Annotated in this window: 23 protein-coding genes; 10 read left to right on the forward strand and 13 right to left on the reverse strand. The window is 58.9% G+C overall.

Going from position 1 to position 26,477, the window contains the following annotated elements; translation table 11 throughout:
- Nucleotides 1–254 precede the first annotated feature (254 nt).
- A complete protein-coding gene (locus tag AB5Y67_RS00770; protein ID WP_005355925.1) occupies nucleotides 255–1,259 on the forward strand; it encodes a substrate-binding domain-containing protein in 1,005 nt (334 codons plus the stop codon).
- A gap of 251 nt (nucleotides 1,260–1,510) precedes the next feature.
- Complete coding sequence (locus AB5Y67_RS00775) at nucleotides 1,511–3,775, forward strand: methyl-accepting chemotaxis protein (RefSeq protein WP_325794127.1); 2,265 nt, start codon at nucleotides 1,511–1,513, stop codon at nucleotides 3,773–3,775.
- A gap of 74 nt (nucleotides 3,776–3,849) precedes the next feature.
- Here AB5Y67_RS00775 and AB5Y67_RS00780 read toward each other — a convergent pair whose 3' ends face one another.
- From AB5Y67_RS00780 to AB5Y67_RS00790, 3 genes are all read right to left on the reverse strand, one after another.
- A complete protein-coding gene (locus tag AB5Y67_RS00780) occupies nucleotides 3,850–4,344 on the reverse strand; it encodes a DM13 domain-containing protein (protein WP_040069868.1) in 495 nt (164 codons plus the stop codon).
- 113 nt (nucleotides 4,345–4,457) lie between these two features.
- Nucleotides 4,458–5,222 (reverse strand): EAL domain-containing protein, encoded by a 765-nt coding sequence (locus AB5Y67_RS00785; protein WP_199428767.1) that lies wholly within the window; start codon nucleotides 5,220–5,222, stop codon nucleotides 4,458–4,460.
- Nucleotides 5,223–5,575: 353 nt separating this feature from the next.
- A complete protein-coding gene (locus tag AB5Y67_RS00790) occupies nucleotides 5,576–5,827 on the reverse strand; it encodes a hypothetical protein (protein ID WP_199428768.1) in 252 nt (83 codons plus the stop codon).
- 644 nt (nucleotides 5,828–6,471) lie between these two features.
- On the opposite strand from AB5Y67_RS00790, the gene AB5Y67_RS00795 reads away from it, so the two are divergent.
- Nucleotides 6,472–6,936, forward strand: coding sequence for a hypothetical protein (locus AB5Y67_RS00795; RefSeq protein WP_199428769.1), 465 nt, complete (start codon nucleotides 6,472–6,474; stop codon nucleotides 6,934–6,936).
- A 135-nt stretch (nucleotides 6,937–7,071) separates the two neighbouring features.
- On the opposite strand, the gene glyS is transcribed toward AB5Y67_RS00795, so the two are convergent.
- The gene (glyS, locus tag AB5Y67_RS00800; RefSeq protein ID WP_368207558.1) at nucleotides 7,072–9,141 is read right to left on the reverse strand and encodes a glycine--tRNA ligase subunit beta; all 2,070 of its coding nucleotides are present in this window, start codon (nucleotides 9,139–9,141) and stop codon (nucleotides 7,072–7,074) included.
- A gap of 9 nt (nucleotides 9,142–9,150) precedes the next feature.
- A complete protein-coding gene (glyQ, locus tag AB5Y67_RS00805; protein WP_005339464.1) occupies nucleotides 9,151–10,074 on the reverse strand; it encodes a glycine--tRNA ligase subunit alpha in 924 nt (307 codons plus the stop codon).
- A 222-nt stretch (nucleotides 10,075–10,296) separates the two neighbouring features.
- Between glyQ and AB5Y67_RS00810 the strand changes: the two genes are divergently transcribed.
- Together AB5Y67_RS00810 and AB5Y67_RS00815 are read left to right on the forward strand one after the other, a co-directional pair.
- Nucleotides 10,297–10,869: a DNA-3-methyladenine glycosylase I gene (locus AB5Y67_RS00810; protein ID WP_139477533.1), complete on the forward strand. Its 573-nt coding sequence runs from the start codon at nucleotides 10,297–10,299 to the stop codon at nucleotides 10,867–10,869.
- A gap of 129 nt (nucleotides 10,870–10,998) precedes the next feature.
- On the forward strand, nucleotides 10,999–11,655 hold the full coding sequence (locus tag AB5Y67_RS00815) for an OmpA family lipoprotein (protein ID WP_005339468.1): 657 nt from the start codon (nucleotides 10,999–11,001) through the stop codon (nucleotides 11,653–11,655).
- A gap of 144 nt (nucleotides 11,656–11,799) precedes the next feature.
- On the opposite strand, the gene AB5Y67_RS00820 is transcribed toward AB5Y67_RS00815, so the two are convergent.
- Both AB5Y67_RS00820 and tusA read right to left on the reverse strand, forming a co-directional pair.
- A complete protein-coding gene (locus AB5Y67_RS00820; protein ID WP_021229265.1) occupies nucleotides 11,800–12,147 on the reverse strand; it encodes a RidA family protein in 348 nt (115 codons plus the stop codon).
- 21 nt (nucleotides 12,148–12,168) lie between these two features.
- Nucleotides 12,169–12,414 (reverse strand): sulfurtransferase TusA, encoded by a 246-nt coding sequence (gene tusA, locus AB5Y67_RS00825; RefSeq protein ID WP_005339470.1) that lies wholly within the window; start codon nucleotides 12,412–12,414, stop codon nucleotides 12,169–12,171.
- A gap of 169 nt (nucleotides 12,415–12,583) precedes the next feature.
- Between tusA and AB5Y67_RS00830 the strand changes: the two genes are divergently transcribed.
- Nucleotides 12,584–12,775, forward strand: coding sequence for a hypothetical protein (locus AB5Y67_RS00830; protein ID WP_005339471.1), 192 nt, complete (start codon nucleotides 12,584–12,586; stop codon nucleotides 12,773–12,775).
- Nucleotides 12,776–12,850: 75 nt separating this feature from the next.
- Here AB5Y67_RS00830 and AB5Y67_RS00835 read toward each other — a convergent pair whose 3' ends face one another.
- The 6 genes from AB5Y67_RS00835 to AB5Y67_RS00860 all read right to left on the reverse strand — a co-directional run bounded on the left by AB5Y67_RS00835 (nucleotide 12,851) and on the right by AB5Y67_RS00860 (nucleotide 22,011).
- The gene (locus tag AB5Y67_RS00835) at nucleotides 12,851–14,089 is read right to left on the reverse strand and encodes an ABC transporter substrate-binding protein (RefSeq protein ID WP_139440682.1); all 1,239 of its coding nucleotides are present in this window, start codon (nucleotides 14,087–14,089) and stop codon (nucleotides 12,851–12,853) included.
- A gap of 4 nt (nucleotides 14,090–14,093) precedes the next feature.
- The gene (locus AB5Y67_RS00840; protein ID WP_069528615.1) at nucleotides 14,094–15,539 is read right to left on the reverse strand and encodes an ATP-binding protein; all 1,446 of its coding nucleotides are present in this window, start codon (nucleotides 15,537–15,539) and stop codon (nucleotides 14,094–14,096) included.
- A complete protein-coding gene (locus AB5Y67_RS00845; RefSeq protein ID WP_005339475.1) occupies nucleotides 15,536–16,258 on the reverse strand; it encodes a response regulator in 723 nt (240 codons plus the stop codon). The genes AB5Y67_RS00840 and AB5Y67_RS00845 overlap by 4 nt, the downstream gene beginning before the upstream one ends.
- Before the next feature lie 278 nt (nucleotides 16,259–16,536).
- On the reverse strand, nucleotides 16,537–17,721 hold the full coding sequence (fadA, locus tag AB5Y67_RS00850; protein ID WP_198868326.1) for an acetyl-CoA C-acyltransferase FadA: 1,185 nt from the start codon (nucleotides 17,719–17,721) through the stop codon (nucleotides 16,537–16,539).
- On the reverse strand, nucleotides 17,722–19,869 hold the full coding sequence (fadB, locus tag AB5Y67_RS00855; protein ID WP_199428651.1) for a fatty acid oxidation complex subunit alpha FadB: 2,148 nt from the start codon (nucleotides 19,867–19,869) through the stop codon (nucleotides 17,722–17,724).
- Nucleotides 19,870–20,073: 204 nt separating this feature from the next.
- On the reverse strand, nucleotides 20,074–22,011 hold the full coding sequence (locus AB5Y67_RS00860) for an acetoacetate--CoA ligase (RefSeq protein ID WP_325794133.1): 1,938 nt from the start codon (nucleotides 22,009–22,011) through the stop codon (nucleotides 20,074–20,076).
- A gap of 191 nt (nucleotides 22,012–22,202) precedes the next feature.
- On the opposite strand from AB5Y67_RS00860, the gene pepQ reads away from it, so the two are divergent.
- The 4 genes from pepQ to hemG are packed head-to-tail and all read left to right on the forward strand — an operon-like array spanning nucleotide 22,203 to nucleotide 26,168.
- Nucleotides 22,203–23,525 carry a Xaa-Pro dipeptidase gene (gene pepQ, locus AB5Y67_RS00865; protein ID WP_325794135.1) on the forward strand — a complete coding sequence of 441 codons (1,323 nt, stop codon included), beginning with the start codon at nucleotides 22,203–22,205 and terminating at the stop codon, nucleotides 23,523–23,525.
- On the forward strand, nucleotides 23,525–24,142 hold the full coding sequence (locus tag AB5Y67_RS00870; RefSeq protein ID WP_040069890.1) for a YigZ family protein: 618 nt from the start codon (nucleotides 23,525–23,527) through the stop codon (nucleotides 24,140–24,142). Before pepQ ends, AB5Y67_RS00870 begins: the two co-directional genes overlap by 1 nt.
- 36 nt (nucleotides 24,143–24,178) lie before the next feature.
- Nucleotides 24,179–25,636 carry a TrkH family potassium uptake protein gene (locus tag AB5Y67_RS00875; protein ID WP_005339482.1) on the forward strand — a complete coding sequence of 486 codons (1,458 nt, stop codon included), beginning with the start codon at nucleotides 24,179–24,181 and terminating at the stop codon, nucleotides 25,634–25,636.
- A gap of 7 nt (nucleotides 25,637–25,643) precedes the next feature.
- The gene (hemG, locus tag AB5Y67_RS00880; protein ID WP_005339483.1) at nucleotides 25,644–26,168 is read left to right on the forward strand and encodes a menaquinone-dependent protoporphyrinogen IX dehydrogenase; all 525 of its coding nucleotides are present in this window, start codon (nucleotides 25,644–25,646) and stop codon (nucleotides 26,166–26,168) included.
- Nucleotides 26,169–26,477 lie beyond the last annotated feature (309 nt).

The raw sequence follows: 26,477 nt of genomic DNA on the forward strand, positions 1-26,477 counted from the left end.
GATAATCAGAGCTTAATTTTTATTTATTGACTTAACATCTTGGTAACGAGAGGCGATTCTGACAAACGCCAGAGGATTAATCTGGCGATATTTTACTCTGACAGCGCTCCCATTTTGACCACAATCCATTTGCGCAAACAGAAATGAGCGCCTAAATTAGCCGGCATTGACAATTCCATGGCAGAGCTCGTTAAAACCAAGCCTTTATTCGGGAAATCTGCTAATGTTCCGCCTTTGACAGTCAGGAGACAGAGATGGCCACTATCAAGGATGTCGCCTCGCGCGCAGGCGTATCCATCTCCACCGTCTCACATGTGCTCAACCACACTCGGCGGGTCAGCGAAGACGCGACCCAGAAAGTGATTGAGGCGGTGGCAGAACTCAACTACGCGCCCAACTCGGTAGCGCGCAGTCTTAAAATAAATTCGACCAAGACCATTGGTATGCTGGTGACCACCAGCGTAAACCCCTTCTTCGCAGAAGTGGTGCAAGGGGTTGAAGCGTACTGCTTCGAACAGGGCTACAGCCTGATCCTCTGCAACACCGAAAACCAGCCGCCTCGCCAACAGCATTACCTGAGAATGCTGATGGAAAAACGGGTGGATGGACTGCTGGTATTGGGTACCGATATCGACACCCCGTTGCGTGACATGCTGCGCATCCACAAGAACGTGCCGCAGGTGGTACTGGATTGGGGCACGGAGTGCGATTTCGCCAACGTCATCAACGACAACGCCCGCATCGGCGCCCGCATGGCCGTACGCCATCTGCTGGAGCTGGGGCACCGCGACATCGTCTGCATCACTGGCCAGCTCTCCAAGCCGACCACCCAGCAGCGACTGGACGGGGTACGTGATGCGCTGGGCGAGCACGGTCTGACCCTTAAAGATGAACAGGTCTTTGAAGGAGACTACGAGAGCCAGAGCGGCTTCGATGCCATGCAGCGCATCCTGGCCCTGCAGCCTCGTCCGACCGCGGTCTTTGCCTTTGACGATCCCATGGCGATCGGCGCGATTTGCGCTGCCTGGGAAGCCGGAGTCAAGGTGCCGGACGATATCTCCATCATCGGCTACGACGATGTGGAGATGGCGCGCTTCTCCAGCCCGCCGCTGACCACCATCCGTCACCCGAAGGCCGAACTGGGCCAGCTGGCGGTGAAGCATCTGGTCAGCCGGATCCGCAACAAGGAGCTGGAAGTGGAATCGATGACGGTACAGCCCGAGCTGATTGTCCGTCGCTCGGTCAAACCGCTGCGTTAATCCGCACCCGTTGCCAAAACGAAAAACCCCCTCTGTCACGAGGGGGTTTTTGTTTATGGGCGGGTTACTTTCAACCTGTGGCTCGCAGTGCCGATCTCGGCCTTGTGAGTGAATATTCCCCCCGTTTGAGCTGCCTCGCATTTTGCTTGTTAATCGTTTGATCAATATCAACAAAGGGTTAAGTTCTGATGGACTCCCGACTTAACCGTTCCATCCTGTAGGTTGGGTATGACTGTCAAGGATGGTGTCTTATGTTCCCCCCTCGCAAGCTGGGTCACCAGATCACGCTGCTGGCAATCGGCGGCATCGTATTGCTCGCCGTGGTGCTGCTTACCTTTAATCTGTTTGAAAATCGCCAGCGGGCGCTCGCGGCCGAGCAGGCTGCACTGCGGAGCCAGCTCCAGAACGTGGAAGCGGTGATCAAAAACACCAGCCATGAAACCGTGCTGGCGGCAACCCTGATCGCCCAGCGGCCGGATGCAGCCAGGGCTGTGGCCGACAAGGATTGGCAGACCCTCGCCAATCTGTTTGATCTGCTCTGGCCCGCCCTCAAGGCGCAGGGGATCCAGCAGTTTCACTTTCACATTCCCCCGGCTACTTCCCTTTATCGGGTACACAAGCCCGCAAATCATGGCGACGACCTCTCTACTACACGGTTGGCTGTGGTCGAGGTGAACCGCAATCATCAACCGGTCGGCGGGTTGGAGACCGGTCAGGGTGGCACCGGGATCCGCGGCGTGGTGCCGGTCACTTTCAATGGCCAGTCGGTCGGCTCGGTGGAGTTTGGCCGCGCCCTCGACACCTCGCTGTTTGCCGATCTGCTGGGCAAGGACAGTCGCCTTGCCATCTATCTGTTTGAACAGGGCAAACCCGTTATGCTGACTGGTACCTCCATGCTTGGTGAGTCGGTGGACTGGTATCAGGAGGTATTGGCGGGAGAGAGCCGCTTCACCACCATCAAGCAGCAGGGGAGCGATTTTCTGGTGATGGCGGCACCGTTGCGCGACTTCTCCGGCAAGGCGGTCGGGGTGATCGAGTTGGCGCGTGATCACAGTGAGGTTGAAGCCGCGCTGGTACGCCAGAGCTGGCAGATGGTAATGATCGCGCTACTTGGCACCGCTCTGATTGCGGTGGCGCTGGTGCTGCTGCTGGCGCGTCTTAGCCGTCCGCTGCTCGACAGCGTCAAGGCGCTGGAGGCGCTGGCCAATGGCTCCGGCGATCTCGGCAGCAAGCTGCCGGTGGCGGGGCCGGAGGAGATCCGCCGCCTTGGGTCGGCGTTCAATGGCTTTGTTGCCAAGATCCGCGACACCATCAGCCAGCTCACCACCACTCTGGGCGAACTGGCTGGCGAGAGCGAGCGGCTGTCGCGCAGTGCGGCGGGCAACCTTGGCAGCATGACGCGCCAGCAGGAGCAGACCACCCAGCTCGCCACCGCCATGACCGAGATGACCAGCACGGTACACGAGGTGGCCAACAACACGGCACAGGCGGCCGAAGCGGCCAACGAAGCGGACAATCAGGCGGTCACCGGTGATGAAGTGGTGCAGCAGAGCGTCAACATGATCGAACAGCTGGCGGAGGAGATCGCCAGCGCGGGCAACACGGTGAAAGAGGTCGCCAAGGCCAGCGAGCAGATTGGCTCTGTGCTGGCGGTGATCCAGTCCATCGCCGAGCAGACCAACCTGCTGGCCCTCAACGCCGCTATCGAGGCGGCCCGGGCCGGTGAACAGGGTCGTGGTTTTGCGGTGGTGGCCGACGAAGTGCGCTCGCTGGCCGGGCGCACCCAGCACTCCACCGCCGAGATCCGCGGTACCATCGAGCAGTTGCAACGGGCGGTGGGCACCACGGTGACCATGATCGAACACAGCGTCTCGCGAGCGGGGGCGTCGGTGGAGCGGGCCAATCAGGCGGGAGAAGCTCTCGGCCGGATCAAGGGGGCGGTCAACAGCATTCGCGACATGAACACCCAGATCGCTGCCGCTTCAGAGGAGCAATCCTCGGTGAGCGACGAGATCACCCGCAATATCGTCAGCGTCCACGAGATCTCCCAGGCCACCACGCTGGTGGCGCGGGATACCGCCCATATCGCCAGCCATGTGGCGACCCTGGTGGACAAGCTGGGGGATCTGGCCGGGCAGTTCCAGGATGGCTCCAACGTGCGGATGGTGCTGAGTCGCGCCCGTGCCGCTCACATGGGCTGGAAGACCCGTGTCCGAGCCTATCTGGATGGGCAGGAGGGGCTGTCGCGCAGCGAGGCGGTCAGTGACAAGGAGTGCCGCCTTGGTCACTGGTACTTCAGCGAAGGGCAGACATGCTGCGGCGATCAACCCGCCTTCAGGGCGATGGCCGCCCCGCATGCCAGGCTGCATCAGGTGATCCAGCAGATTATCGAGCTGAAAAATCAGCACAAGCATGAAGAGGCGGAGGCGCTCTACCGCGAGATCGAGCAGAACTCAGAGCAGGTAGTGGGCTGCATCGATCAGCTGCTGCAGGAGATGACCAAGCCGGAGCGTTAATGACGAGCGGATCGGATAGCCAAAGGGCTGACAGCGATGTCAGCCCTTTTTCATGGTGCGGGTCTGGGGCGAGGTTACTGTTCCGGACGCAGATCCTGATAACGGGCGGCGGTGATGAACTGGCCGAAGGTTTCACACCAGACGATCACGCTGCTGTAGCGGGCCGGATCGATCGTGGCGGGCAGCGGCACGATAAAGTTGTCGAAGGTCTTCACCGGCCCGACTCGCACCATCTGATCCTTGAGGCGGGCAAAATCGGCTTCGGTCTCGACAAACTCGGGGGAGAGGTAGAGCTGGTAGTCCGGCCCGGGGGCCAGCTTGCCCATCAGGCTGACGGCATCCGGCCCTATGCTCACCTTGCCTTCCCCCCAATGCAGCCGATCGCTGTCTTTCAGATCCCGGCGAAAGGTGCCGTGGAATCTCGCTTGCTGCTGGCTGGCCGCTACCTGCTCGGTATCAGGTGCGGGTGGCGCGATCAGGATCGGCAGGGTGTAGACACCGGCGGCAAAGCCTGCCGCCGCGACCAGCAGATGGGTGCCCAGCAGCAGGGCCATGGTTTTGCGTTTCATGATATCTCGGTCGTTGATGAAGAGGTGCCAGCATCATAGCAGTGGCGCAGGCTAAACCGCTTGTCATCCAGCGCTATGGAGCCGGATGTTTGCGCAGCCGCGGTTGATATGGCTTACAGGCTGGCGAAATCCACCTCGGGCAGGGTTTCGAAGCCGGGGCGGGCAAACAGATAGCCCTGCATCAGACTGACGCCCATCTCCTGCAGGCAGGCCATCTCTTCGCGGGTCTCGATCCCCTCCGCCAGCGGGGTGATCTTCAGCTCCGCAAACAGTGCCAGACAGTGGCGCACTATGGCTTGCCGGGTCGGGTCATGGTCGATGCCCCGCAGCAGGTGCATATCGAGCTTGACGATGTCGGGGCGAAAATCGGCCAGCAGGTTGAGGCCCGAGTAACCGGCGCCAAAGTCATCGATCGCCGTTTTGAAGCCGAGCGCCTGATAGTGATCGACGATACTGCGGAGATGCTGGCTATCCTGCACCTGCTCCACCTCGGTCAGCTCGAACATGATCTGCTCGATGGGGAAGTGGTGCTCGCGGGCTGCCTGCAGGGTGGTGCGGATGCAGCGCTCCGGGCGGTAGACCGCATTGGGCAGAAAGTTGATGCTGAGCATGCCCCGCATATCGAGCCGGGCGGCCAGTGCGATGGCCTTGATCCGGCACAGCTGGTCGAAGCGGTAGCGATTGCCATCGTTGACCCGGGCAATCACGCTCTGCGCCGGCTCGTTGTTGAGCCCCCGCACCAGCGCCTCGTAGCCGAAGATGGTGCGCTGGCTGCAATCGATGATGGGCTGAAAGGCCATGGTGAAGTCGAAGTCGAGATCTGCTTTCTCCTGACACAGCTGGCAGATGGCGGGGGACGGGGCGGCAGGTATATCCATGACTCTCCTCTCGGGGCGTGGCGGCGCTGGGGACTGACTCAAATGATAACAGCTCATCTCCCCCTGCAGAGGTAATTCCTTGGATTGGGCAGGGGGTGGGGAGCTGATTGCACGGGAAAGCCGGGGCCATGATGGATTCGACAATGACAGATCAATACCAAGCAGCATACTCCGCAGGCCTCCGTCGCCCCGTAGGTTCGATTAGCGCAGCGTAATCGGACGAACGATAGGCTTTGATTACGGTTGTTGCCGTGAAGCAGGATCGGCCAGCCGGAGGGGAGATTCGGCTGGTCGTTATGGCTGGATAATTAATTTATGCAAACATCCAATTACGTCTACCGGCTAATAAATAATTACGGATTAACAGGATCCAGATTTTGGAAGAAGTTGAATAGCCTTTCAATTGAATCAAGAATTTGGGGCTCCTGATTAACTTTATCTTCCCATGACTCACCAAAACTTGCGTAAAGGTGAATGTTATTTCTTTTTACTAGGAGACGGTCTAAATCTGCCACTACACCAGAAATTTCATTTGAGAAAACACCATGATTTTTCCACGAGTGAACAACTGTGCCGAAGGTTCTATGTTTGGGGTGTTTTTTCATTAAAGATCTGATTTTTCTATTCTCAGCATGCGATCTCATTGCGCATTCAATAATTGATGAATCAACAGAAATACAACTGGAAATGGCTCCTGCTCGTGCAGACAATACTAGTTTAGATGGGGTGAGCCAAGTTTCTCTTTGGGCTAATGGGTGTGACCAACTTTGAACTCTTCCAACGATCATATCATTTAGGAAATCATAGTATTGATGTGCTTCTGCAACGGCATTTATTGCATCTGATTAGGAAGTTTTTGCCAGATTTCTCTTAGATCCCCCAAGCTGTAAAATTCATATTCATCATTTGAAAAGTCAAAATATCTTGCCATAAAAATAAGCCTCGCTAGTTAATTTCATTTAAGCAGCATGTATTTTTAGTCGCTAGAAAAACATTTTACTGCTGGCTTTGTAAAAAGGAAGGCTAATATAGTTTTAATGTGTTCTTGATCAAGAGTTTACTTTTTCATGATTACGACAACGTAAACGTCATATTACGCTCGGCTACTAATTTAACCTACGAGTTAGTGTGGATCAGTTCAATGTTTTTTAATTATATAATTGATTTTTTTGTCTCTCCGTGTTTAATAGCAATAGATGATACCTCATCTGCAGCTATTAGAGTTAACCATTTTAGAAGGAGCTATGTAATGGTTCGGTTCTCAGTGCTTTTAATGACCGCAATTTTGATTATTTCCCCTGCATATGCAGTTCCTAATATATGGAAAGGCGAATTTGGACAGGGCTTTTTAGCGCTTAACATTAACAATGAATCAGGGGATGAGTTCACCATTATGTGTGATCTTGGTTATACAGAAACAGGTGAAAAAACATCGGCTAGCTTTAGACTAGGAAATGGAAATGATTTATCTCCATCATCTAACAATAAAGTGGAGATTGTTGTTGATGGGAATTCATACCTTATCCCAGAAGGCGTTGGGTTCAGAAGTGGGGACATTGCATGGGAGCAATTTATCCATGTCATTAACACTGCAAGTAACTTCGATATATATGTCAATGACAAAATGATGGCCAGTTTTAATCCAACGCCACAAAGTACGAAGAAAGAACTTGCTGATCTCAGTCAATGTACTTATCGACCAATAGATAGCTAGTATTATAAAGTTTGATTGATATTATTAACTTCATATGGGGTAGATGGAGTTAAAATTTTTTTTTGTTCATCTCCGTTTGTTTTATAAAAACGGCACCAAGAGGTGCCGTTTTTAATATCACTTACTCAACCCTAATCACTGCAGCAGCGAGATATCCGCGACTTGCAGGAACAGGTTGCGCAGGTTGTTCAGCAGCGCCAGACGGTTGGCCTTGAGGGCCTCGTCGTCGGCCATCACCATCACTTCGTTGAAGAAGGTGTCGACCGGCTCGCGCAGGGCGGCCAGACGGGTGAGGGCAGCCTGATAGTCACCGGCAGCGAACAGCGGGGCCAGTTCGGCTTGCAGTTCGGCAACCTGGGTGGCCAGCGCCTTCTCGGCGGCATCGACCAGCAGTTCCGGTTTGACGGCAGTCGGCAGTTCGCCTTCGACCTTGGCCAGAATGTTGCTCACGCGCTTGTTGGCGGCAGCCAGTGCCAGGGCGGCATCCAGCGTGCGGAAGTGGCTGACGGCCTTGACGCGACGATCGAAGTCGAGCGGACGGGTCGGGCGGCGGGCCAGTACGGCCAGCACCACGTCGGCACCGATGCCTTCGTCCTTATAGGCAGCGCGGAAGCGGCCCAGCATAAAGTCGACTACGTCGGTAACGACGGTTTTGTTGGTCAGCTTGTCGCCGTAGACGCGTACCGCTTCTTCAACGAGTTCAACCAGATCCAGATCCAGCTGCTTCTCGGTCATGATGCGCAGGGCACCGATGGCGGCGCGACGCAGGGCGAACGGGTCCTTGTCACCCTTGGGCAGCATGCCGATGCCGAAGATACCAGCCAAGGTGTCGAACTTGTCAGCCAGCGCGACGGCGCAGGCAACCAGACCGGACGGCAGGGCATCACCGGCAAAGCGCGGCATGTACTGCTCGTTGAGGGCCACGGCCACTGCTTCGTCTTCGCCATCGTGACGGGCGTAGTGCATCCCCATGACACCCTGGGTGTCGGTGAACTCGCCGACCATGTTGGTCATCAGATCACACTTGGAGAGCAGGCCGGCACGCTTGGCCTGAGCCACGTCGGCGCCGATACGCTCGGCGATAAAGCCGGCGACGGTCTCGATGCGCTCGACCTTGGCCTTGACGGTGCCGAGCTGTTGCTGGAACAGCACGGTTTCAAGGCGCGGCAGGCGGGAGGCCAGAGTCTGCTTGAGGTCGGTCTTGAAGAAGAACTCGGCGTCAGAGAGACGGGGGCGAACCACCTTCTCGTTGCCGCTGATGATCTGGCTCGGGTCTTTGGACTCGATGTTGGTGACGAAGATGAACTTCGGCAGCAGCTTGCCGTTCTTGTCGTAGACCGGGAAGTACTTCTGGTCACCCTTCATGGTGTGCACCAGCGCTTCAGCCGGAACGGCCAGGAACTTCTCTTCGAAGTTGGCGGTCAGCACCACAGGCCACTCGACCAGTGCGGTGACCTCCTCCAGCAGGGCGTCGTCCAGATCGGCTACGCCACCGAAAGCGGCAGCGGCCGCTTCGACGTCAGCCTTGATCTTGGCCTTGCGCGCCATGAAGTCGGCAATCACCATGCCGCGCTCCTGCAGGATCTGCGGGTACTGGCTGGCGTTGTCGATGGTGAATTCGCTCTCGCCCATAAAGCGGTGGCCGCGAAGGATGCGGGCAGAGTCGATACCCAGAATGTGAGCGGGAACCAGCTCGCCATCCAGCAGCAGGGTCACGGTAAAGACCGGACGCACGAACTGGATGGTCTTGTCGCCCCAGCGCATCATTTTCGGGATCGGCAGCTTGGCCAGCGCCTGGCTAACCAGTTCGCCCAGCAACTCTTTGGCCGGACGGCCTTCGACCTTGGCGGTGTGAACCAGCCACTCGCCCTTGTCGGTGACCAGACGCTCGGCCTGCTCAACGGTGATGCCGTTGCCACGGGCCCAGCCTTCGGCGGCCTTGGTCGGCTTGCCTTCGGCATCGAACGCCTGCGCCACGGCCGGGCCGCGCTTCTCGACGCTCTTGCTCGGCTGTTCGCCAGCCAGCTCGCTCACCTTCAGCGCCAGACGGCGCGGTGAGGCAAACCACTCGACGTCGCCGAAGGCCAGATCGGCCTTGGTCAGTTCGGCTTTGAAGTTGTCGGCAAAGGCTTCGGCCAGGGAGCGCAGGGCTTTGGGCGGCAGCTCAGCAGTACCGATCTCTACCAGAAATGTATGTTGTGCCATGTCCGTTCCTTAACCTTGCTTGTTCTCACTGCGCTGACACATCGGGAAGCCCAGCGCTTCGCGGGAGGCGTAGTATGCCTCTGCCACGGCCTTGGTCAGGGTGCGAATGCGCAGGATGTAGCGCTGACGCTCGGTGACCGAGATGGCCTTGCGGGCATCCAGCAGGTTGAAGGAGTGAGCGGCTTTCAGGATGCGCTCGTAGGCAGGCAGCGGCAGCGGTTTTTCCAGTGCCAGCAGGTTCTGGGCTTCCTTCTCGTACTGCTCGAAGCAGTGGAACAGGAACTCCACATCGGCGTGTTCGAAGTTGTAGGTGGATTGCTCCACTTCGTTCTGGTGGAACACGTCGCCGTAGGTGGTCTTGCCCAGCGGGCCGTCAGACCAGACCAGATCGTAGACGCTGTCCACGCCCTGAATGTACATGGCCAGACGCTCGAGACCGTAGGTGATCTCGCCGGTGACCGGCTTGCACTCGAGGCCGCCAACCTGCTGGAAGTAGGTGAACTGGGTCACTTCCATGCCGTTCAGCCACACTTCCCAACCCAGACCCCAGGCACCCAGCGTCGGGTTTTCCCAGTTGTCTTCCACGAAGCGGATGTCGTGGATTTCAGGATCCATGCCCAGCTCTTTCAGGGAGCCCAGATAGAGTTCCTGAATGTTGTCGGGGGAAGGCTTGATGATCACCTGGAACTGGTAGTAGTGCTGCAGGCGGTTCGGGTTTTCACCGTAGCGGCCGTCGGTCGGACGGCGGGACGGTTGCACGTAAGCGCAGGCGATGGGCTCCGGGCCCAGGGCACGCAGACAGGTCATGGGGTGGGAAGTACCGGCACCCACTTCCATATCCAGCGGCTGAATGATGGTACAGCCCTGGCGGGACCAATAGTCCTGCAGCTGCAGGATCAGGCCCTGAAAGGTTTTGACATCGAATTTTTGCATAATTTTTTTCGCGCGAAGTGAAAATCAGAGCAAGATTTGCTGAATGTGAACCGAGGGAGTATACCGTCTGGCATGGTCGGATAATAGGCGAAATTGCAGCGGATTCGCGGGATGGTGCTGCGCTGTGGCTGGTCGGGCGGGATGTCCGGTATATGATGTGAGCAGTGCCGCCTGCAGAGTGGGCAGGGTCGGGCAAACCGCTGAAATAACGAGGGAGAGGAAATGGAACTGCGCTGCGCCTGGGTGACCAAAGACCCGGAATACATTGAATACCATGACAAACAGTGGGGCAGGCCGGTCTATGACGCCCGCGAGCTGTTTGCCAAGCTCTGCCTCGACGGCCAGCAGGCTGGGCTGTCGTGGATCACCATCCTCAAGCGTACCGAGAGCTACTACCGCGCCTATGCCGACTTTGATCCGGTGCAGATTGCCCGTTTCGACGAGCAGGATGTAGAGCGGTTGATGCAGGACAACGGCATTATCCGCAACCGGCTCAAGGTGCAGTCGATCATCAGAAATGCCCGCGCTTATCTGGCGTTGCAGGAGCAGGGGATCGACTTCGCCGACTACCTGTGGGGCTTTGTTGGCGGCACCCCCATCGTCAACCAGCGGCAGGGCAACGGCGATATTCCGGCGACCTCGCCGGAGTCGGATGCCATGTCGAAAGCGCTCAAGAAGCTCGGCTTCAACTTCGTCGGCAGCACCATCTGTTACGCCTTTATGCAGGCGGTGGGGATGGTGAACGATCATCTGGTCAGCTGTCCTTGCCACGCCGAGTGTCAGTTACCGCGCTGATAGCCCGCCGATTGGCCAAAAAAACACCACTCTCGCCATCTGTTCAGGCTTGCGTCAGACAATGGCGTGCCAGCGCGTTACAATCCGGCCCCCGGCATGGTGCCGGATTGTTTTCACAGAGGTTTTTTCATGCGAGCCAAGATCCTGGTGCCTGCTCTGGCACTGACCGTTGCCCTGAGCGGCTGTACCACCAACCCCTACACAGGTGAATCCCAGACCTCCAAAGGTGCCTGGGGCGCGCTGGCTGGCGCCGCTGCCGGTGCGGCCGTAGGTGCGCTCTCTTCCAGCAAGGGTGACCGCAAGAAGGGCATCCTGACCGGCGTTGCTGCCGGCGCGGCGCTGGGTGGCGGTATCGGCTACTACATGGACGTGCAGGAAGCCAAGCTGCGCGAGAAGCTGCAGGGCACCGGCGTCAGCGTGACCCGTAATGGCAATGAGCTGATCCTCAACATGCCGAATAACGTCACCTTCGACAGCTCCAGCTCCCAGCTGAAAGCGGCCGGTGCCAACACCCTCTCCGGCGTGGCCATGGTGGTTGCCGAGTTCGACAAGACCCGCCTGAACGTGGTCGGTCACACCGACAGTACCGGTTCCCGCGACCTGAACATGAAGCTCTCCCGCGATCGTGCCGATGCCGTTGCCGCCCAGCTGATTGGTCAGGGCGTTGCAGGTAGCCGCATCTCCACCACCGGCGTGGGCCCGGATCAGCCGGTTGCTACCAACAGCACCGCCGCTGGCAAAGCCCAGAACCGCCGCGTGACCATTACCCTGACCCCGACCGCCTAAGTCGCTCAGGTTTCGGTAACGAAAAGGCCCCGCCAGTAATGGCGGGGCCTTTCTATTGGCGCCGTGGCGAGCAATGACGCCTTGTTGTTTGCTCCCTTCTCCCCTCGTGGGAGAAGGGGCGGGGATGAGGGGGATAAGCGCCTCTTAGACAGCTGCAGTCAGCTGCACTTCCACCTTGTAGCCTTCGTGGGCCAGGCGAGCTTGTACGCAGGCGCGCACGGGGGCGGTGCCTGCCGGAATCCAGGCATCCCACTGTTCGTTGAAGGCCGCGATGTCACCAATGTCTTTGAGATAGATATTGGCCATCAGGATCTTGTCGACGCCGGAGCCGTTGGCTTCCAGCAGGCGTTGCAGGCTTGCCAGCACTTCGCGGGTCTGCTGGTGGATGTCGGCCTCTTCGCTGACGGGTACTTCCACCACGTAGAGGGTGCCATTGTGGATGACCACGTCTGACCAACGCTGGGTGGTGCCGATTCGGGTAATGGTTGTCATGGAGTGCTCCGGTACGGGGGCTTATTGACCCTTGCGGATCAGATAGCGGTAGGGGGCCTGCTCTGTCTCGCTGGCGACCAGGGTGTGATCCATAAAGCGGCAGAAACTGGGGATGTCGCGGGTGGTTGAAGGATCGTCGGCGCTGACCAGCAGGGTCTCGCCATCCGCCATCAGCCGCACTTTCTTGCGAACCATCATAACGGGTTCCGGGCAACGAAGCCCGATTGCGTCCAACTCATGAGTTGCGCCGCAGAATAAATCACTCATCTATTATCAACCTTCAACCTATTCGGCTGCCAATGATACTCAGGGCTAAAAAATAATCAAACAAACGACCCATTAACCAGCATATGTAACCGAAATGTTATTCAACCCTATCCAGCTTGCGCCGGACGAGTAATATAAAAATTGAACCATATTCAACAAGGAGGTGAATATGCAGGTCTCCTACGGCAGATTACAAGCCTATGCAGGCATGGGGTTCTTGTCCTTCGCCATGATAGTGATGGGCAGCCCGATCGGGAATACCGGTACCTGGTTCGGCTCCATGGTGATGGTCGGGTTGGGGCTCTGGATCGAGCTCAGCGATTACTATGACGAGGATGAGGACGAGAACGATCAATCCTGAATCGGATGGCGATTCAACAACAAAGGCGGAGCAATTCCGCCTTTGTCATTTCTGCCGTTTGGCAATGTACCCGGATCAGCGGGTCGAGCGCATCGCCCGCTCCAGATGCAGCGCCGTCTGCTCTGGGTTGGCCTTGGGGTCGTTGAAGAAGTTGCTCAGCACATCGAGGATCGCCTGCCGCATATTGGTCGGCGTTGCCATCCCTTCCGCCATGCTGGGCAGCAGGTTGTCCTGCTTTTCCGCCAGCAGGAAATCCTGATAGGAGCGGACGGCGCAGCGGTCGAACTTGCTCATGTCGGGATTGGTCAGAGCCGGAATAGACCCCTTCACCCGATTGAACTCCTCCTGGAATTGCGGCGTCATCAGCAGTTGGGCCAGATCGCCCTGCGCCTGCAGCTGGGCCGGATCCCGCTGTTTGAACATGGCGATGGAGTCGAGGTTGTAGCTGAACAGTCCGGCGCTGCCCGGGCTCGGCAGACAGGCGATATCCTCACCCGGCCGGTAGTTACCGGCACTCAGTTCACCCTTCACCCAGTCCCCCATCACCTGCATGGCGGCGCCACCGCTCTCCAGCAGATTGGTGGCCTGATGCCACTTCAGACCGGCGTATTTTTGCGGCACATAGGTACGCAGCTGCTGGAAACGGGTCAGCACCCGCACCATGTCGGGGCCGGTCAGGGTGGCGCTGTCCTGCTCGAGGAACGCCTTGCGGTAGAACTCCTTGCCCCCCTCACCGAGCGCCACCGTTTCAAACAGTACCGCCAGCTGCCAGGGCTCGTTGCCGATGGCGAGCGGGGTGATGCCCCGTTTTTTAAGCTGGTCGGCGACGGTGACAAACTGGGCCCAGCTGGTGGGCGGAGTCAGCTTGTTGCGCTCGAAGATCTTGCGGTTGAGCCACAGCCAGTTGACCCGGTGGATGCCGGTGGGCACCGCCATCAGGGCACCATTCTGGCTGAGGGTGGCACGCACCATGGGCGGCATCTGACTGTACCAGCCGAGGTGTTCGGCCATGGGGGTGAGATCGCGCAGGAAGCCGAGCCCGGCCCACTCCTTGAGCTCGTAACCCTTGAGGTGGGCCGCTTCGGGCGGGTTGGCGGCCAGTGCCCGGCTCTTCAATACCGTCATGGCGCTCTTGCCGCCGCCGCCCTGCACTGCAAAGTCGTTCCACTGGTTGCCCTGTTTGGTCCACTCGGATTTGAGCACTTCGACCGCTTTTGCTTCGCCGCCGGATGTCCACCAGTGCAGCACTTCCACCTGGGAGGCTGCAACGGGAGCAGAGAGCAGGGCGATGACAGAAAAAGACAACCACTTCATAAGGTTACTGCCTTGGTAGGGAGAGCGTGGCCTGCAGGCCACCTTGCGGACGGTTTTCCAGCACTAGATCGCCGCCGTGGGCGTGGGCTATGTTGCGGGCGATGCCAAGGCCGAGGCCGGTGCCAGCCTGATCGGTACTGAGCCGGTAATAGGGTTCGAAGATGCGCTCGAACTGATCGTCCGGCAGGCCGGGGCCCTCATCCATGATAAAGAGGATCAGCATCTCCTCGTCATCCATGATGATGATGCGCACCTGCTGGCCATATTTGATGCCGTTGTCCACCAGATTGCCGATGCAGCGTTTGAGCGCCAGCAGTTTGCCGCGGTAGGGCCACTTGCAGTGGCCTTCGATGGTCAGCCGCTCGTCGTGCAGGTTCATCGACTCCGCCATCTGCTCAAGCAGGGCGTTGATGTCGATCTCCTCGATATTCTCGTGAATGTCGGTCTCTTTGACCGTCTGCAAAGCTCCTTTCACCATCAGCTCCAGCTCGTCGAGATCCTTGTTGAACTTGGCGATCTGTACCTCGTCGTCGAGCAGTTCGACCCGCAGCCGCAGCCGGGTGATGGGGGTCTTGAGGTCGTGGGAAATCGAGCTGAACAGCCGTTCCCGATCATCGATATAGCGACGAATGCGGTGCTGCATGATGTTGAAGGCGCGGGTCGCCGCCACGATTTCCGATGCTCCTTCCTCCTTGAGTGAAGGCTGGTCGATATCCTTGCCCAGATTCACCGCCGCCTTGGCGAGACGGCGTAGCGGGCGGGTCTGCCAGCGCACCAGCATAAAGGTGAAGAAGCAGAGGAACACCGTCATCAGGGCGATGAAACGCACCTGATTGCTCGGCATCACGGTATCGTCGAGGGTCATGTAGGGGGCGGGCAGCAGGGCCGCCAGATAGAGCCACTCCCCCTTTTCAATTTCAATCTGTGTCACCAATACCGGCGGATTGAGCGGCTCCAGCGACAGGGTGTAGCGGGCCCAGGAGGAGGGGAGATCCGCCAGCAGGGTGTCGTTGTTGAAGACGTGGAGGTCATCGGGTCGGGAGAAGTCCACCTTGATCGCCATGGCGTCGGAGAGCTTGCGAGTCAGCACTCCCTGAACCTCCTCCAGCACCTGCGTCTTGCGTTCGCTGTCGGGGATGGCGTTGATGTGTATCTCTTCCTCGTTGAGTGAGACGAAGAAGCGGCTGCCCCCCATGTTGCGCAGCTGGTCCAGCGCGATATGGCGATACTGCAGCGGCAGGGATTTGAAGAAGTTGACGGTGGAAGCGGCAGACATGGCGAGGTTGCGGGTGGTGCTGAGCATCCCCTCCAGCTCCCGCTTCTGGATCTGCTGCATCCAGATGCCGGTCAGAATGGTCTGGGAGAGCAGGATGGCCAGCAACAACAGCAGGATCATCCGTGACAACAGGGAGCGGGGCACCAGCGCCCCCCAGGACCACTTGTTGCTCATGGCAGCTCGTGCACCTCGGCAATCAGCATGTAGCCACTGCCGCGAATGGTCTTGATGATGCGCGGGCTCTTGCCGTTGTCGCCCAGCTTCTGGCGCAGACGGCTGATCTGTACGTCGATGCCGCGCTCCATCGGCAGGCTTTCGCGGCCGCGGGTGGCATCCGAGATGGTGTCCCGATCCAGCACCACGCCGGGCTGTTGCAGGAACATGCCGAGCAGCATGGCGTCGCTGCCGGAGAGGTCCAGCAGGCTGCCATCATCGTGGGTCAGCTGGTGGCTCAGGGTGTCGAGGGTCCATTCGGCAAAACGCAGGCGGCGGCTCGGCTCTTTCTCTTTTTCCGGCTGGCGGAATTCGGCGCGGCGCAGCAGCGCCTTGATGCGTGCCTGCAGTTCGCGGGGGCTGAATGGCTTGGCGATATAGTCGTCGGCACCGAGTTCCAGACCGATTACCCGATCCGCTTCGTCGGAGGCGGCGGTCAGCATGATGATGGGCACCTGGGAGTCACGACGGATCTGCTGGCAGAGGGTAAAACCGTCCTCGCCGGGCATCATGATGTCCAGAATAATCAGGTCCGGGCTGTGCTGGGCGAGTTGCTGACGCATCTCGTTGCCCTCCGCCGCCGTCAATACCTGAAAGCCCGCCCGGGTCAGGTACTCATTGAGCAGCTCGCGGATCTCTTGGTCGTCATCGACGATCAGCAGTTGTTTGCTCATTGACATATGTATGTGCATCCACCCATTTTTTTGTGCAGATTGAACCTGTCGGGGGAGTAAAAAGCAAGCAAGCCCCCTATCTAATGTGAGGTTTAAGGCAATAACAGCCTATTGATAAGATTAAAACGAAAAAAGGCCGACCCAAACGGGACGGCCAACAGACAGCTTCTGACCACTGACGAGCACCCCGTGTGGCGATCGTCACAGACTTGAAAAGGGGCCAGTCAGACTGGCCCCGAAAAGGGACAACTCTCAGTAGTGCATCCCGTCGATCCGGCTGGTTATCACACCCGTTCAAACACGGTGGCGATGCCCTGACCCAGACCGATACACATGGTGGCAACCCCCAGGGTGGCATCCTTCTCCTCCATCAGATTGATGAGGGTGGTGGAGATGCGGGCACCGGAGCAGCCGAGCGGGTGGCCCAGCGCAATGGCGCCGCCGTTCAGGTTTACCTTCTCGTCTACCAGATCCTGCAGACCCAAATCCTTCACGCAAGGCAGGGACTGGGCGGCAAACGCCTCGTTCAGCTCGAACAGGTCGATATCACCGACAGTCAGACCGGCACGCTTGAGAGCCTTCTGGGTGGCCGGCACCGGGCCGTAACCCATGATGGCTGCGTCACAGCCGGCGATGGCCATGGCACGTACCTTGGCGCGCGGCGTGAGGCCGAGGGCCTTGGCGCGATCCGCGCTCATCACCAGCATGGCGGCGGCGCCATCGGACAGGGCCGAGGAGCTGCCGGCGGTGACGGTGCCGTTGACCGGATCAAACACCGGGCGCAGTTGGCTCAGGGTTTCGACCGTGGTCTCCGGGCGGATCACCTCGTCATAGTCGTAGAAGAAGCGGGCGCCGCTGGCGTCGTGGCCTTCCAGCCCGACGATCTCCTTGGCAAAACGCCCTTCCACGGTGGCGGCGTGGGCGCGGCGGTGGGAGCGGGCGGCAAACTCGTCCTGCTGCTGACGGCTGATGCCGTGCAGCTTGCCTAGCATCTCGGCGGTCAACCCCATCATGCCGGAGGCTTTCGCCACCGACTTGGCCATGCCTGGGTGGAAGTCAACGCCGTGGCTCATCGGCACGTGACCCATATGCTCGACGCCGCCGATGATGAAGATATCCCCATCACCCACCTGAATGGCGCGGGAGGCGTCGTGCAGCGCCTGCATACTGGAGCCGCACAGACGGTTGACGGTTACCGCCCCCACCTGCTTCGGAATACCGGCCAGCAGCGCGGCGTTGCGGGCGATGTTGAAGCCCTGCTCCAGGGTCTGCTGCACGCAGCCCCAGTAGATATCCTCGATCTCGTTCGGGTCGAGGTTGGGGTTGCGCAGCAGGATGGATTTCATCAGGTGCGCGGACAGATCTTCTGCACGCACGTTGCGGAAGGCGCCGCCCTTGGACCGGCCCATCGGGGTCCGGATACAGTCGACAATGACTACGTCTTTCATGAATGGATCTCCTTTCCGCAATCAGTAGAAGGTTTTGCCTTGGGCGGCCATCTCACGCAGCTTGTCGCTGACGCGGTAGAGCGGGCCCAAGTCGGCATACTGGTCGGCCATGGCCACGTAGCGATCCAGACCGATAGTGTCCAGATAGCGGAACACGCCGCCGCGGAAGGGAGGGAAGCCCAGACCGTAGACCAGTGCGATGTCGGCTTCGGCTGGCGTGGCGACAATGCCCTCTTCCAGACAGAGCACCACCTCGTTGATCATCGGGATCATCATGCGGGCTATGATGGCGTCCTTGTCGAAATCCTGTTTCGGCTTGGCAATGGGGGCCAGCAGCTCGTAGCTAGCTGCGTCAGCCACCTTCTTCGGCTTGCCCTTCTTGTCCTGCTCGTAGGCGTAGAAGCCCTTGCCGTTCTTCTGACCGAAGCGGTTGACCTCGTACATCACGTCGATGGCGGTGCGACCTTCCTTGCTCATGCGTGCCGGGAAACCCTGCGCCATCACGTCGCCGGCATGGTGACCGGTGTCGATACCGACTACGTCCAGCAGGTAAGCGGGGCCCATGGGCCAGCCGAACTCTTTCTCCATCACCTTGTCGACGGCGGCGAAGTCGGCGCCATCGGCGACCAGCTTGTTGAAGCCGAAGAAGTAGGGGAACAGCACCCGGTTGACGAAGAAGCCCGGGCAATCGTTGACCACCACAGGGGACTTGCCCATGGCGGCGGCATAGGCCACCACGCGGTTGATGGTTTCATCGGAGGTCTGCTCGCCGCGGATGATCTCCACCAGTGGCATGCGGTGCACCGGGTTGAAGAAGTGCATGCCGCAGAAGTTCTGCGGGCGCTTCAGCCCCTTGGCCAGCAGGGAGATGGGAATGGTGGAGGTGTTGCTGGCGAGCACGGCGTCTTCGCCAATGATCCCTTCCACTTCGCCCAGTACGGCGGCTTTCACTTTCGGGTTCTCGACCACGGCTTCGACCACCACATCCACATGCTTGACGTTGTCATAGCTGAGGGTCGGGGTAATGGCGGAGAGTACCTGGCCCATCTTGATGCCATCGATGCGGCCCTTTTCGAGCTGGCCGTTGAGCAGCTTGGTGGCTTCGCCCATACCAAGTGCCAGCGCCTTCTCGTTGATGTCTTTCATCACCGCCGGAATGCCCTTGCTGGCAGACTGGTAGGCGATGCCGCCCCCCATGATGCCGGCACCCAATACGGCGGCGTGGCCAGTGGCCTTGCTCGCCTGTTTGGCCGCCTTCTTGGCCAGCGCCTTGATGTGCTGATCGTTGAGGAAGATGCCGACCAGCGCCTTGGCGACATCGGTCTTGGCCAGCTTGATGAAGCCTTGCGCCTCGGCCACCAGTGCCTCGTCACGGCCCATACCTGCGGCGGCTTCGACGGTTTTCACTGCTGTCATCGGCGCCGGATAGTGTTTGCCCGCCACGGCGGCAACCATGCCGGCGGCGGTGGTGAAGCTCATCATGGCTTCCAGTTTGGAGAGGCGCAGCGGGGCTTTTTTGGCGGCGCGACGGCTCTGCCAGTCCAGCTTGCCCGCGATGGCGTCCTTGATCATCTGCAGCGCCGCGCTCTGCAGTGCATCCGGGGCGACCACGGCGTCGATGGCGCCCACCTTGAGGGCGTCATCGGCACGGTAATCCTTACCGGTGGTGATCCACTCGAGCGCGTTGTCGGCGCCGATCACCCGCGGCAGACGGACGGTGCCGCCAAAGCCCGGCATGATGCCGAGTTTGGTCTCGGGCAGGCCGATTTTGGCGCTGGTGTCGGCCAGACGGAAGTCGGTGGAGAGAATGGTCTCGCAGCCGCCGCCCAGAGCGTGGCCCTTGATGGCGGAGAGGGTCGGAACCGGCAGATCTTCGATGGCATTGAAGATGTCGTTGGCCTTTTTCAGCCAGCCGAGCAGATCTTCTTGCGGCAGATCGAACAGTTCCAGGAATTCGGTAATGTCGGCACCGACGATAAAGGCGTCTTTGCCGGAGGTGAGGATCAGACCTTTTAGTTCACGTTCTTGTTGTAATGCGGCGATCGCTTCGCTCAGGGAGAGCAGGGTAGCGCGATCCAGCTTGTTGACTGAACCCGGGGCATCAAACCTCAGCTCGGCGATGCCGTTTTCGAGGTAGCTGACCGAAAGGGTTTCGCCTTGGTAGATCATGAGAGTGTCTCCTTGTTCCCACTCAGTGGGGAGTGGTGCTCCTTAATCCCCAGCAGGGGGCGAGGCTCACTATTGATCCAAAAGGAGACATTTTCAACACCTATTTAAAACATTTGTTTAACAGATCTCGAGTAAAAGCTCTTCATCACAAAACGGGCAAAAGAGAGGCGCCTTGCGGCGCCTCGGATGGATGTGGGTTTGTTATCAACTGGCCAGTTCCGGCCGGTTGCGATACTGGTTCAGCACCTCGGGATCGGCGAGGGCATGAGTATTGTTGACGGGCCTGTTGTGCACCACCTCCCGCACCGCCAGTTCGACGATCTTGCCGGACTTGGTGCGGGGGATGGCATCCACCTGCAGGATGCGGGCGGGCACGTGGCGGGCGGTGCAGTGCTGCTTTATTTGCTGACGGATCCGCTCGCGCAGCGGTTCGTCCAGCTTGCAGCCCGCCTTGAGCTTGACGAACAGCACCACCCGTTCGTCCTGCTGCCACTGCTGGCCGATGACGATGCTCTCCTCCACCTCGTCGAGCTGCTCGACATAGCGGTAAATCTCGCTGGTGCCGATGCGCACGCCGCCCGGGTTGAGGGTGGCGTCGGAGCGGCCGTAGAACAGAATGCCACCGGTCGGGGTCAGCTCGATCCAGTCGCCGTGGCACCAGATGTTGTCGAACCGCTCGAAGTAGGCGGCGTGGTACTTGTCGCCATTTTCGTCGCCCCAGAAGTAGATGGGCTGGGCCGGGAACGGCTTGGTGCAGACCAGCTCGCCCTTCTCCCCCTGCACCGGCTGGCCCGCTTCGTTGAATACCTGCACCGCGAGGCCGAGGCCACGCCCCTGGCTCTCGCCGCGATAGACCGGGCTGAGCGGGTTGCCGATGACGAAGCAGGAGCAGATGTCGGTGCCACCGGAAATGGAGCTGAGCTGCACATCCTGCTTTATCTGCTGGTAGACGTAGTCGAACCCCTCCGGCGACAGCACGGATCCGGTGCTGCAGATCAGCCGCAAGTGCGGCAAATCGTGGCTCTTGATGGGGGCGTAACCCTGCTTGTGCAGCGCATCGAGATACTTGGCCGAGGTGCCGAACAAGCTGACCTGCTCGTCACGGGCGAGATCCCACAGCACATTGCCATCCGGGTAAAACGGCGAGCCGTCATAGAGCACCAGAGTTGCGCCGGAGGCGAGGGCGCTCACCAGCCAGTTCCACATCATCCAGCCACAGGTGGTGAAGTAGAAGATCCGCTCCCCCGGCTTGATGTCGCAGTGCAGCTGGTGCTCTTTCAGATGTTGCAGCAGGGTACCGCCGATGCCGTGCACGATGCACTTGGGTTTGCCGGTGGTGCCGGAGGAGTAGAGGATATAGAGCGGATCATTGAAGGCCATGGGTTCGAACTGGAGGCTGGCGTCCGACTGGCTCGCCAGCACTTGCTGCCAGTCGTGACCAAGCTGCAGCGGGTTGCCGAGCAGGGGGATCATCACCGTTTGCTCGATGCTGCCGATCTGGCTCACCACGCTGGCGACCTTCTGTTGAATGTCGATAGCTTTGCCGTTGTAGCGATAGCCATCCACCGCAAACAGCACCCGCGGCCGGGTCTGGCCGAAGCGCTCCACCACGCTGGCCTCGCCAAAGTCGGGGCTGGTGGAGGTCCAGATCGCCCCGAGGCTGGTGGTTGCCAGCATGGCAACCACGGTTTCCGGAATATTGGGCAGATAGGCGGCGACCACATCGCCACGACCAATCCCCTGATGACGCAGCCACTGAGCCAGCCGGGCAACCTGTTCCCCCAGTTCACCCCAGCTCAAAGTGCGACTTGGGCTCCCTTCGATGCGGGAAATGATGGCCGGGCTCTCGTCCTGGCGGCGCAGCAGGTTTTCGGCGAAGTTGAGGCGGCTGTCGGGGAACCAGCGGGTGCGCTGCATATCCTGACGGTTCTCCGCCACTATGTTGCCGAGCTCGCCCTTGACGCCGCAGTGCTGCCATACCAGCGGCCAGAAACGGGTGGTCTTCTCCACCGACCATTGATAAAGCTGCGGGTAGTTCTGCAACTGCAAGCCGTGGAAACGGTTCACCTCCGCCATAAAACGGTAGAGGTTGGATTGCTGCATCCCGAGCGGATCCGGTTGCCACAGGCAGAGGTTGTCCATGAGTAATCCCTGACTTCATGTATCTACCGGCAGTGTATTGAATTGTTTTTGATTTGTTAATGATTGGTTTTGTGTTGATAACAAACACGTTTGTAACGTATGCGTTACCTCACGAAGCGGCAGCTTGACGGGTCGAGCCGCCAAGCGCTTGATGTTATGCTGCAATCACATTCACCTCGGAGCAGGACGCCATGAGCAGCTACAGCCAACTTTTTGCCCAGCACCTCGATACCTTGCAGCAGCGCACCCGCGACATTCTGCAACAACAGGGGCTCAGCGGACTGGCCATCCACTCCGGCCAGACCCACCGCATCTTCCTCGATGATCAGGATTACCCGTTCAAGGTAAACCCGCACTTCAAGGCCTGGTTGCCGGTACTGGACAATCCCCACTGCTGGCTGCTGGTGGACGGGGTGAACAAGCCGGTATTGCTGTTCTACCGCCCGGTGGATTTCTGGCACAAGGTAGCGGATCTGCCCAATGCCTTCTGGGTCGAGTTCTTTGATATCCGTTTCCTGACCCGACCGGAACAGGTGGCCGACCATCTACCTGCCAACAAGCAGGAGTGGGCCTATCTTGGCGGCCATCTGGAAGTGGCCGATCTGCTGGGGCTGACCCAGCCCAATCCAGAGGCTGTGCTCAACTACCTGCACTATCACCGCGCCTACAAAACCCCCTACGAGCTGGAGTGTCTGCGCGAGGCGAACCGGATCGGGGTACGCGGCCATATTGCCGCCAAGGACTCCTTTATGGCGGGGGCGAGCGAGTTCGAGATCAATCTGGCCTATATGAAAGCGGTCGGGCAGGGGGCCAATGAGGCGCCCTACGGCAATATCGTCGCCATCAACCGCAATGCGGCCATCCTTCACTACACTCATTTGTCTGCCGTGCGGGTGCCGGATGCGGAGCGCCACTCCTTCCTGATCGATGCGGGCGTCGATTTCCACGGTTATGCCTCCGACATCACCCGTACCTGGGCGTGGCGGCGTGGCGAGTTTGCCGATCTGATTGCTGCCCTCGACGAGCAGCAGCAGGAGATCATCAAGGAGATCAAACCGGGACGCCGCTACAGCGAGCTGCACCTGCAGATGCACCACAAGCTGGCGCGCCTGCTGCAAGCCACCGAGCTGGTGGACATGTCGGTAGACGAGATGATCAACACCGGGGTGACCAACGTCTTCTTCCCTCACGGCCTCGGCCACTTCCTCGGTTTGCAGGTGCACGATGCGGGTGGTTTCATGCAGGATGAGCGCGGTACCCACCTGGCGGCGCCCGAGCTGTTCCCCTATCTGCGCTGCACCCGGGTGATGGAGGTGGGTCAGGTGTTCACCATCGAGCCGGGCCTCTACTTCATCGACAGTTTGCTGGAGCCGCTGCGTCAGGGTGAACAGGGCAAGCGGGTCAACTGGAACAAGGTGGAGGCGCTGCGTCCGTTCGGCGGCATCCGCATCGAAGACAACGTGGTGCTGCACGCCAACGGGGTGGAGAACATGACCAGACAAGCAGGACTCTGATGGCGGCAGCGTACTCCATTCCGGCTGCCCCGCTGGAGTTGACCGAAGAGATAAAGAAGAGTCGCTTCATTACCCTGATCGCCCACACCCCGACCGTCGAGGCGGCCAAGGGGTGGGTCAACGAGATCAAGCGCCAACATCCGGCCGCTCGCCACCACTGCTGGGCCTTTGTGGCTGGTGCGCCGCAAGATAGTCAGGTTTATGGCTTCAGCGATGACGGCGAACCTTCCGGTACTGCGGGCAAGCCGATCCTGGCCCAGTTGATGGGCTCGGGGCTCGGTGAAATCTGTGCCGTGGTGGTGCGTTACTACGGCGGCATCCAGCTTGGCACCGGTGGGCTGGTCAAAGCCTATGGAGGCGGCGTCGGTGCCGCCCTCAAGCAACTGCCCACCCTGCTCAAGGTGCCACGCACTCCCTCTCTCATTCACTGCGATTACGGTGACATGGGGACGGTCGAGTCGCTGATCAGTAGCCATAATGGCGAATTGCTGGCGGCCGATTACGGTCAGCAGGTCACCTTGCAGGTGGCGTGGGAGTCCTCGGTTTGGGCTCAGGTGGACCGTGAATTGACCGACCGGACTCATGGGCGGGTATCCCTCAGCCCCTTAGATGGCTAGAATCCATCGCTCTTTAATTGGGGAAAGGGAGCTGTAATGCACATTCTGAGCATTATTCGCATTGTTGGCCTGCTGGTTGCGCTGTTCAGCTCGACCATGCTGTTGCCTGCACTGGTGGCCTTTGGCTATCGGGATGGTGGTGGTGCCGAGTTCGTCAGCTCTTTTCTGATCGCCCTGCTGCTCGGCGTGGTGCTCTGGTTTCCCAATCGCTATCACAAGAAGGAGATGCGCTCGAAAGAGGGTTTCCTCATCGTGGTGCTGTTCTGGACCGTGCTGGGCAGTGTGGGGGCTGTGCCCTTTATCATGAGCGACGTGCCGGACATGTCGGTCTCGGAGGCCTTCTTCGAATCTTTTTCCGGCCTGACCACCACAGGGGCAACGGTACTGACCGGGCTCGATAATTTGCCCAAGGCGTTTCTGTTCTATCGCCAGTTGCTGCAGTGGCTGGGGGGGATGGGGATCATCGTACTGGCGGTGGCCATTCTGCCACTGCTGGGTATCGGGGGCATGCAGCTCTATCGCGCCGAGATCCCGGGGCCAGTGAAGGATACCAAGGTGACGCCGCGCATCGCCGAAACGGCCAAGGCGCTCTGGTTCATCTATCTGCTGCTCACCGCACTCTGTGCGCTGGCCTACTGGCTCGCCGGAATGACGCTGTTCGATGCAGTGTGCCATTCGTTCTCGACTCTGTCGGTCGGTGGCTTCTCCACTCACGATGCCAGCATCGGTTTCTTCAACAGTCCGGTCATCAACCTGATTACCGTGGTGTTCCTGCTGCTGGCCAGCGTGAACTTTGCGCTCCACTTTACCGTCTTCTCTCACCGTCCGGTGCGGCTCGGGCGCTACCTCTATGATTCGGAGCTCAAGGTGTTCCTGGCCATTCAGGCGACCCTGGTGATGATCTGCTTTGTCGCCTTGCTGACCCACGGACACTACGCCACTTGGCAAGAGGCGCTCAACCACGGTCTTTTCCAGGCGGTCTCTCTGGGGACCACCACCGGCTACAGCACCACGACCTATGCAGATTGGCCCTCGTTCCTGCCCATGCTGCTGATGTTCTCCGCCTTTATCGGCTGTTGCGCGGGCAGTACTGGGGGCGGTATCAAGGTGATGCGTTTTATGATCCTGTTCATGCAGGGGATGCGTGAGTTGAAGCGGTTGGTTCACCCCAGAGCCATCTATACCTTGAAGCTGGGGAATCGGGCGGTGCCCGAGCGCATCGTCGAGGCGGTGTGGGGCTACTTCGCCACCTATATTATTCTCTTCTTTATGTTCATGCTGCTGTTGCTGATGACGGGGCTGAACGAAGTGACCGCATTCACCGCTGTGGCTGCGGCTTTCACCAACGTAGGCCCAGGTTTGGGAGAAGTCTCTGCCAACTTCGGCAATATCTCACCGGCGGCCCAGTGGGTACTGGTGTTGGCTATGTTGTTTGGCCGATTGGAAATTTTCACGCTTCTGGTACTGTTTACTCCTGCATTCTGGCGTAGTTGAGGTTGTTATGGACAAGATTCTGGTACTTTATTCCTCTCGGGATGGCCAAACCCGCAAAATAGTCGATGTCATGCTGGAGCAGATGCCGGGATGCGAAGTGGTGATGCATGACCTGCATACCTTGCCGATGTGCAACCTCAGCAAGTATGCCAAGGTCTTGATCGGCGCCTCTATCCGTTATGGCAACTTCCACCCCAGCCTGTTCAGCTTTATTCACGCTCATCAGGAGCAGTTGGAGGTGGCCAATGCGGCCTTCTTCTGTGTCAACCTGACGGCCCGCAAGCCAGAGAAGCAGACGCCGCAAACCAATGCCTATATGAAGAAGTTCCTGCGCCTCTCCCCCTGGAAGCCGAAAACTCTGGGGGTGTTTGCCGGCGCGCTGCAGTACTCCCGCTATAACTGGTGGCAGACTCGCATCATCCAGCTGATCATGAAGATTACCGGTGGCAGTACTGACACTAGTAAGGACATTGAGTTTACCGATTGGGAAAAGGTGCGCAGCTTTGCACGCGAATTCTGGTCGAAAAGGTAGCAGCGTGATGTGAAATCAGGGTTTCTTGCCCGAAACAGCCCCGCCGATGCGGGGCTTTTGTTTAATAAAACAACGGTTGAACCGGAAATCTGTAAAAAGTGCCAATTTTTGCAGTTTTCCTCTTGTCATCCCGGCGCGGCTCTCTATAATGCGCCCCTACCAGCACGGCGGAACACGCCAACCTGATGAGCCAGCTTCCTAGCGAAGTGGGCGCCGAAAGAAAAGCGAAAACAATCGCTTGACTTTCGAAGTGAGAAGCGTAATATGCGCCTCCTCAACGCGACAAGCGTGACGCTCTTTAACAATTTG

Source organism: Aeromonas sp. s12, assembly GCF_040907925.1.
Classification (GTDB): Bacteria; Pseudomonadota; Gammaproteobacteria; order Enterobacterales; family Aeromonadaceae; genus Aeromonas; species Aeromonas veronii.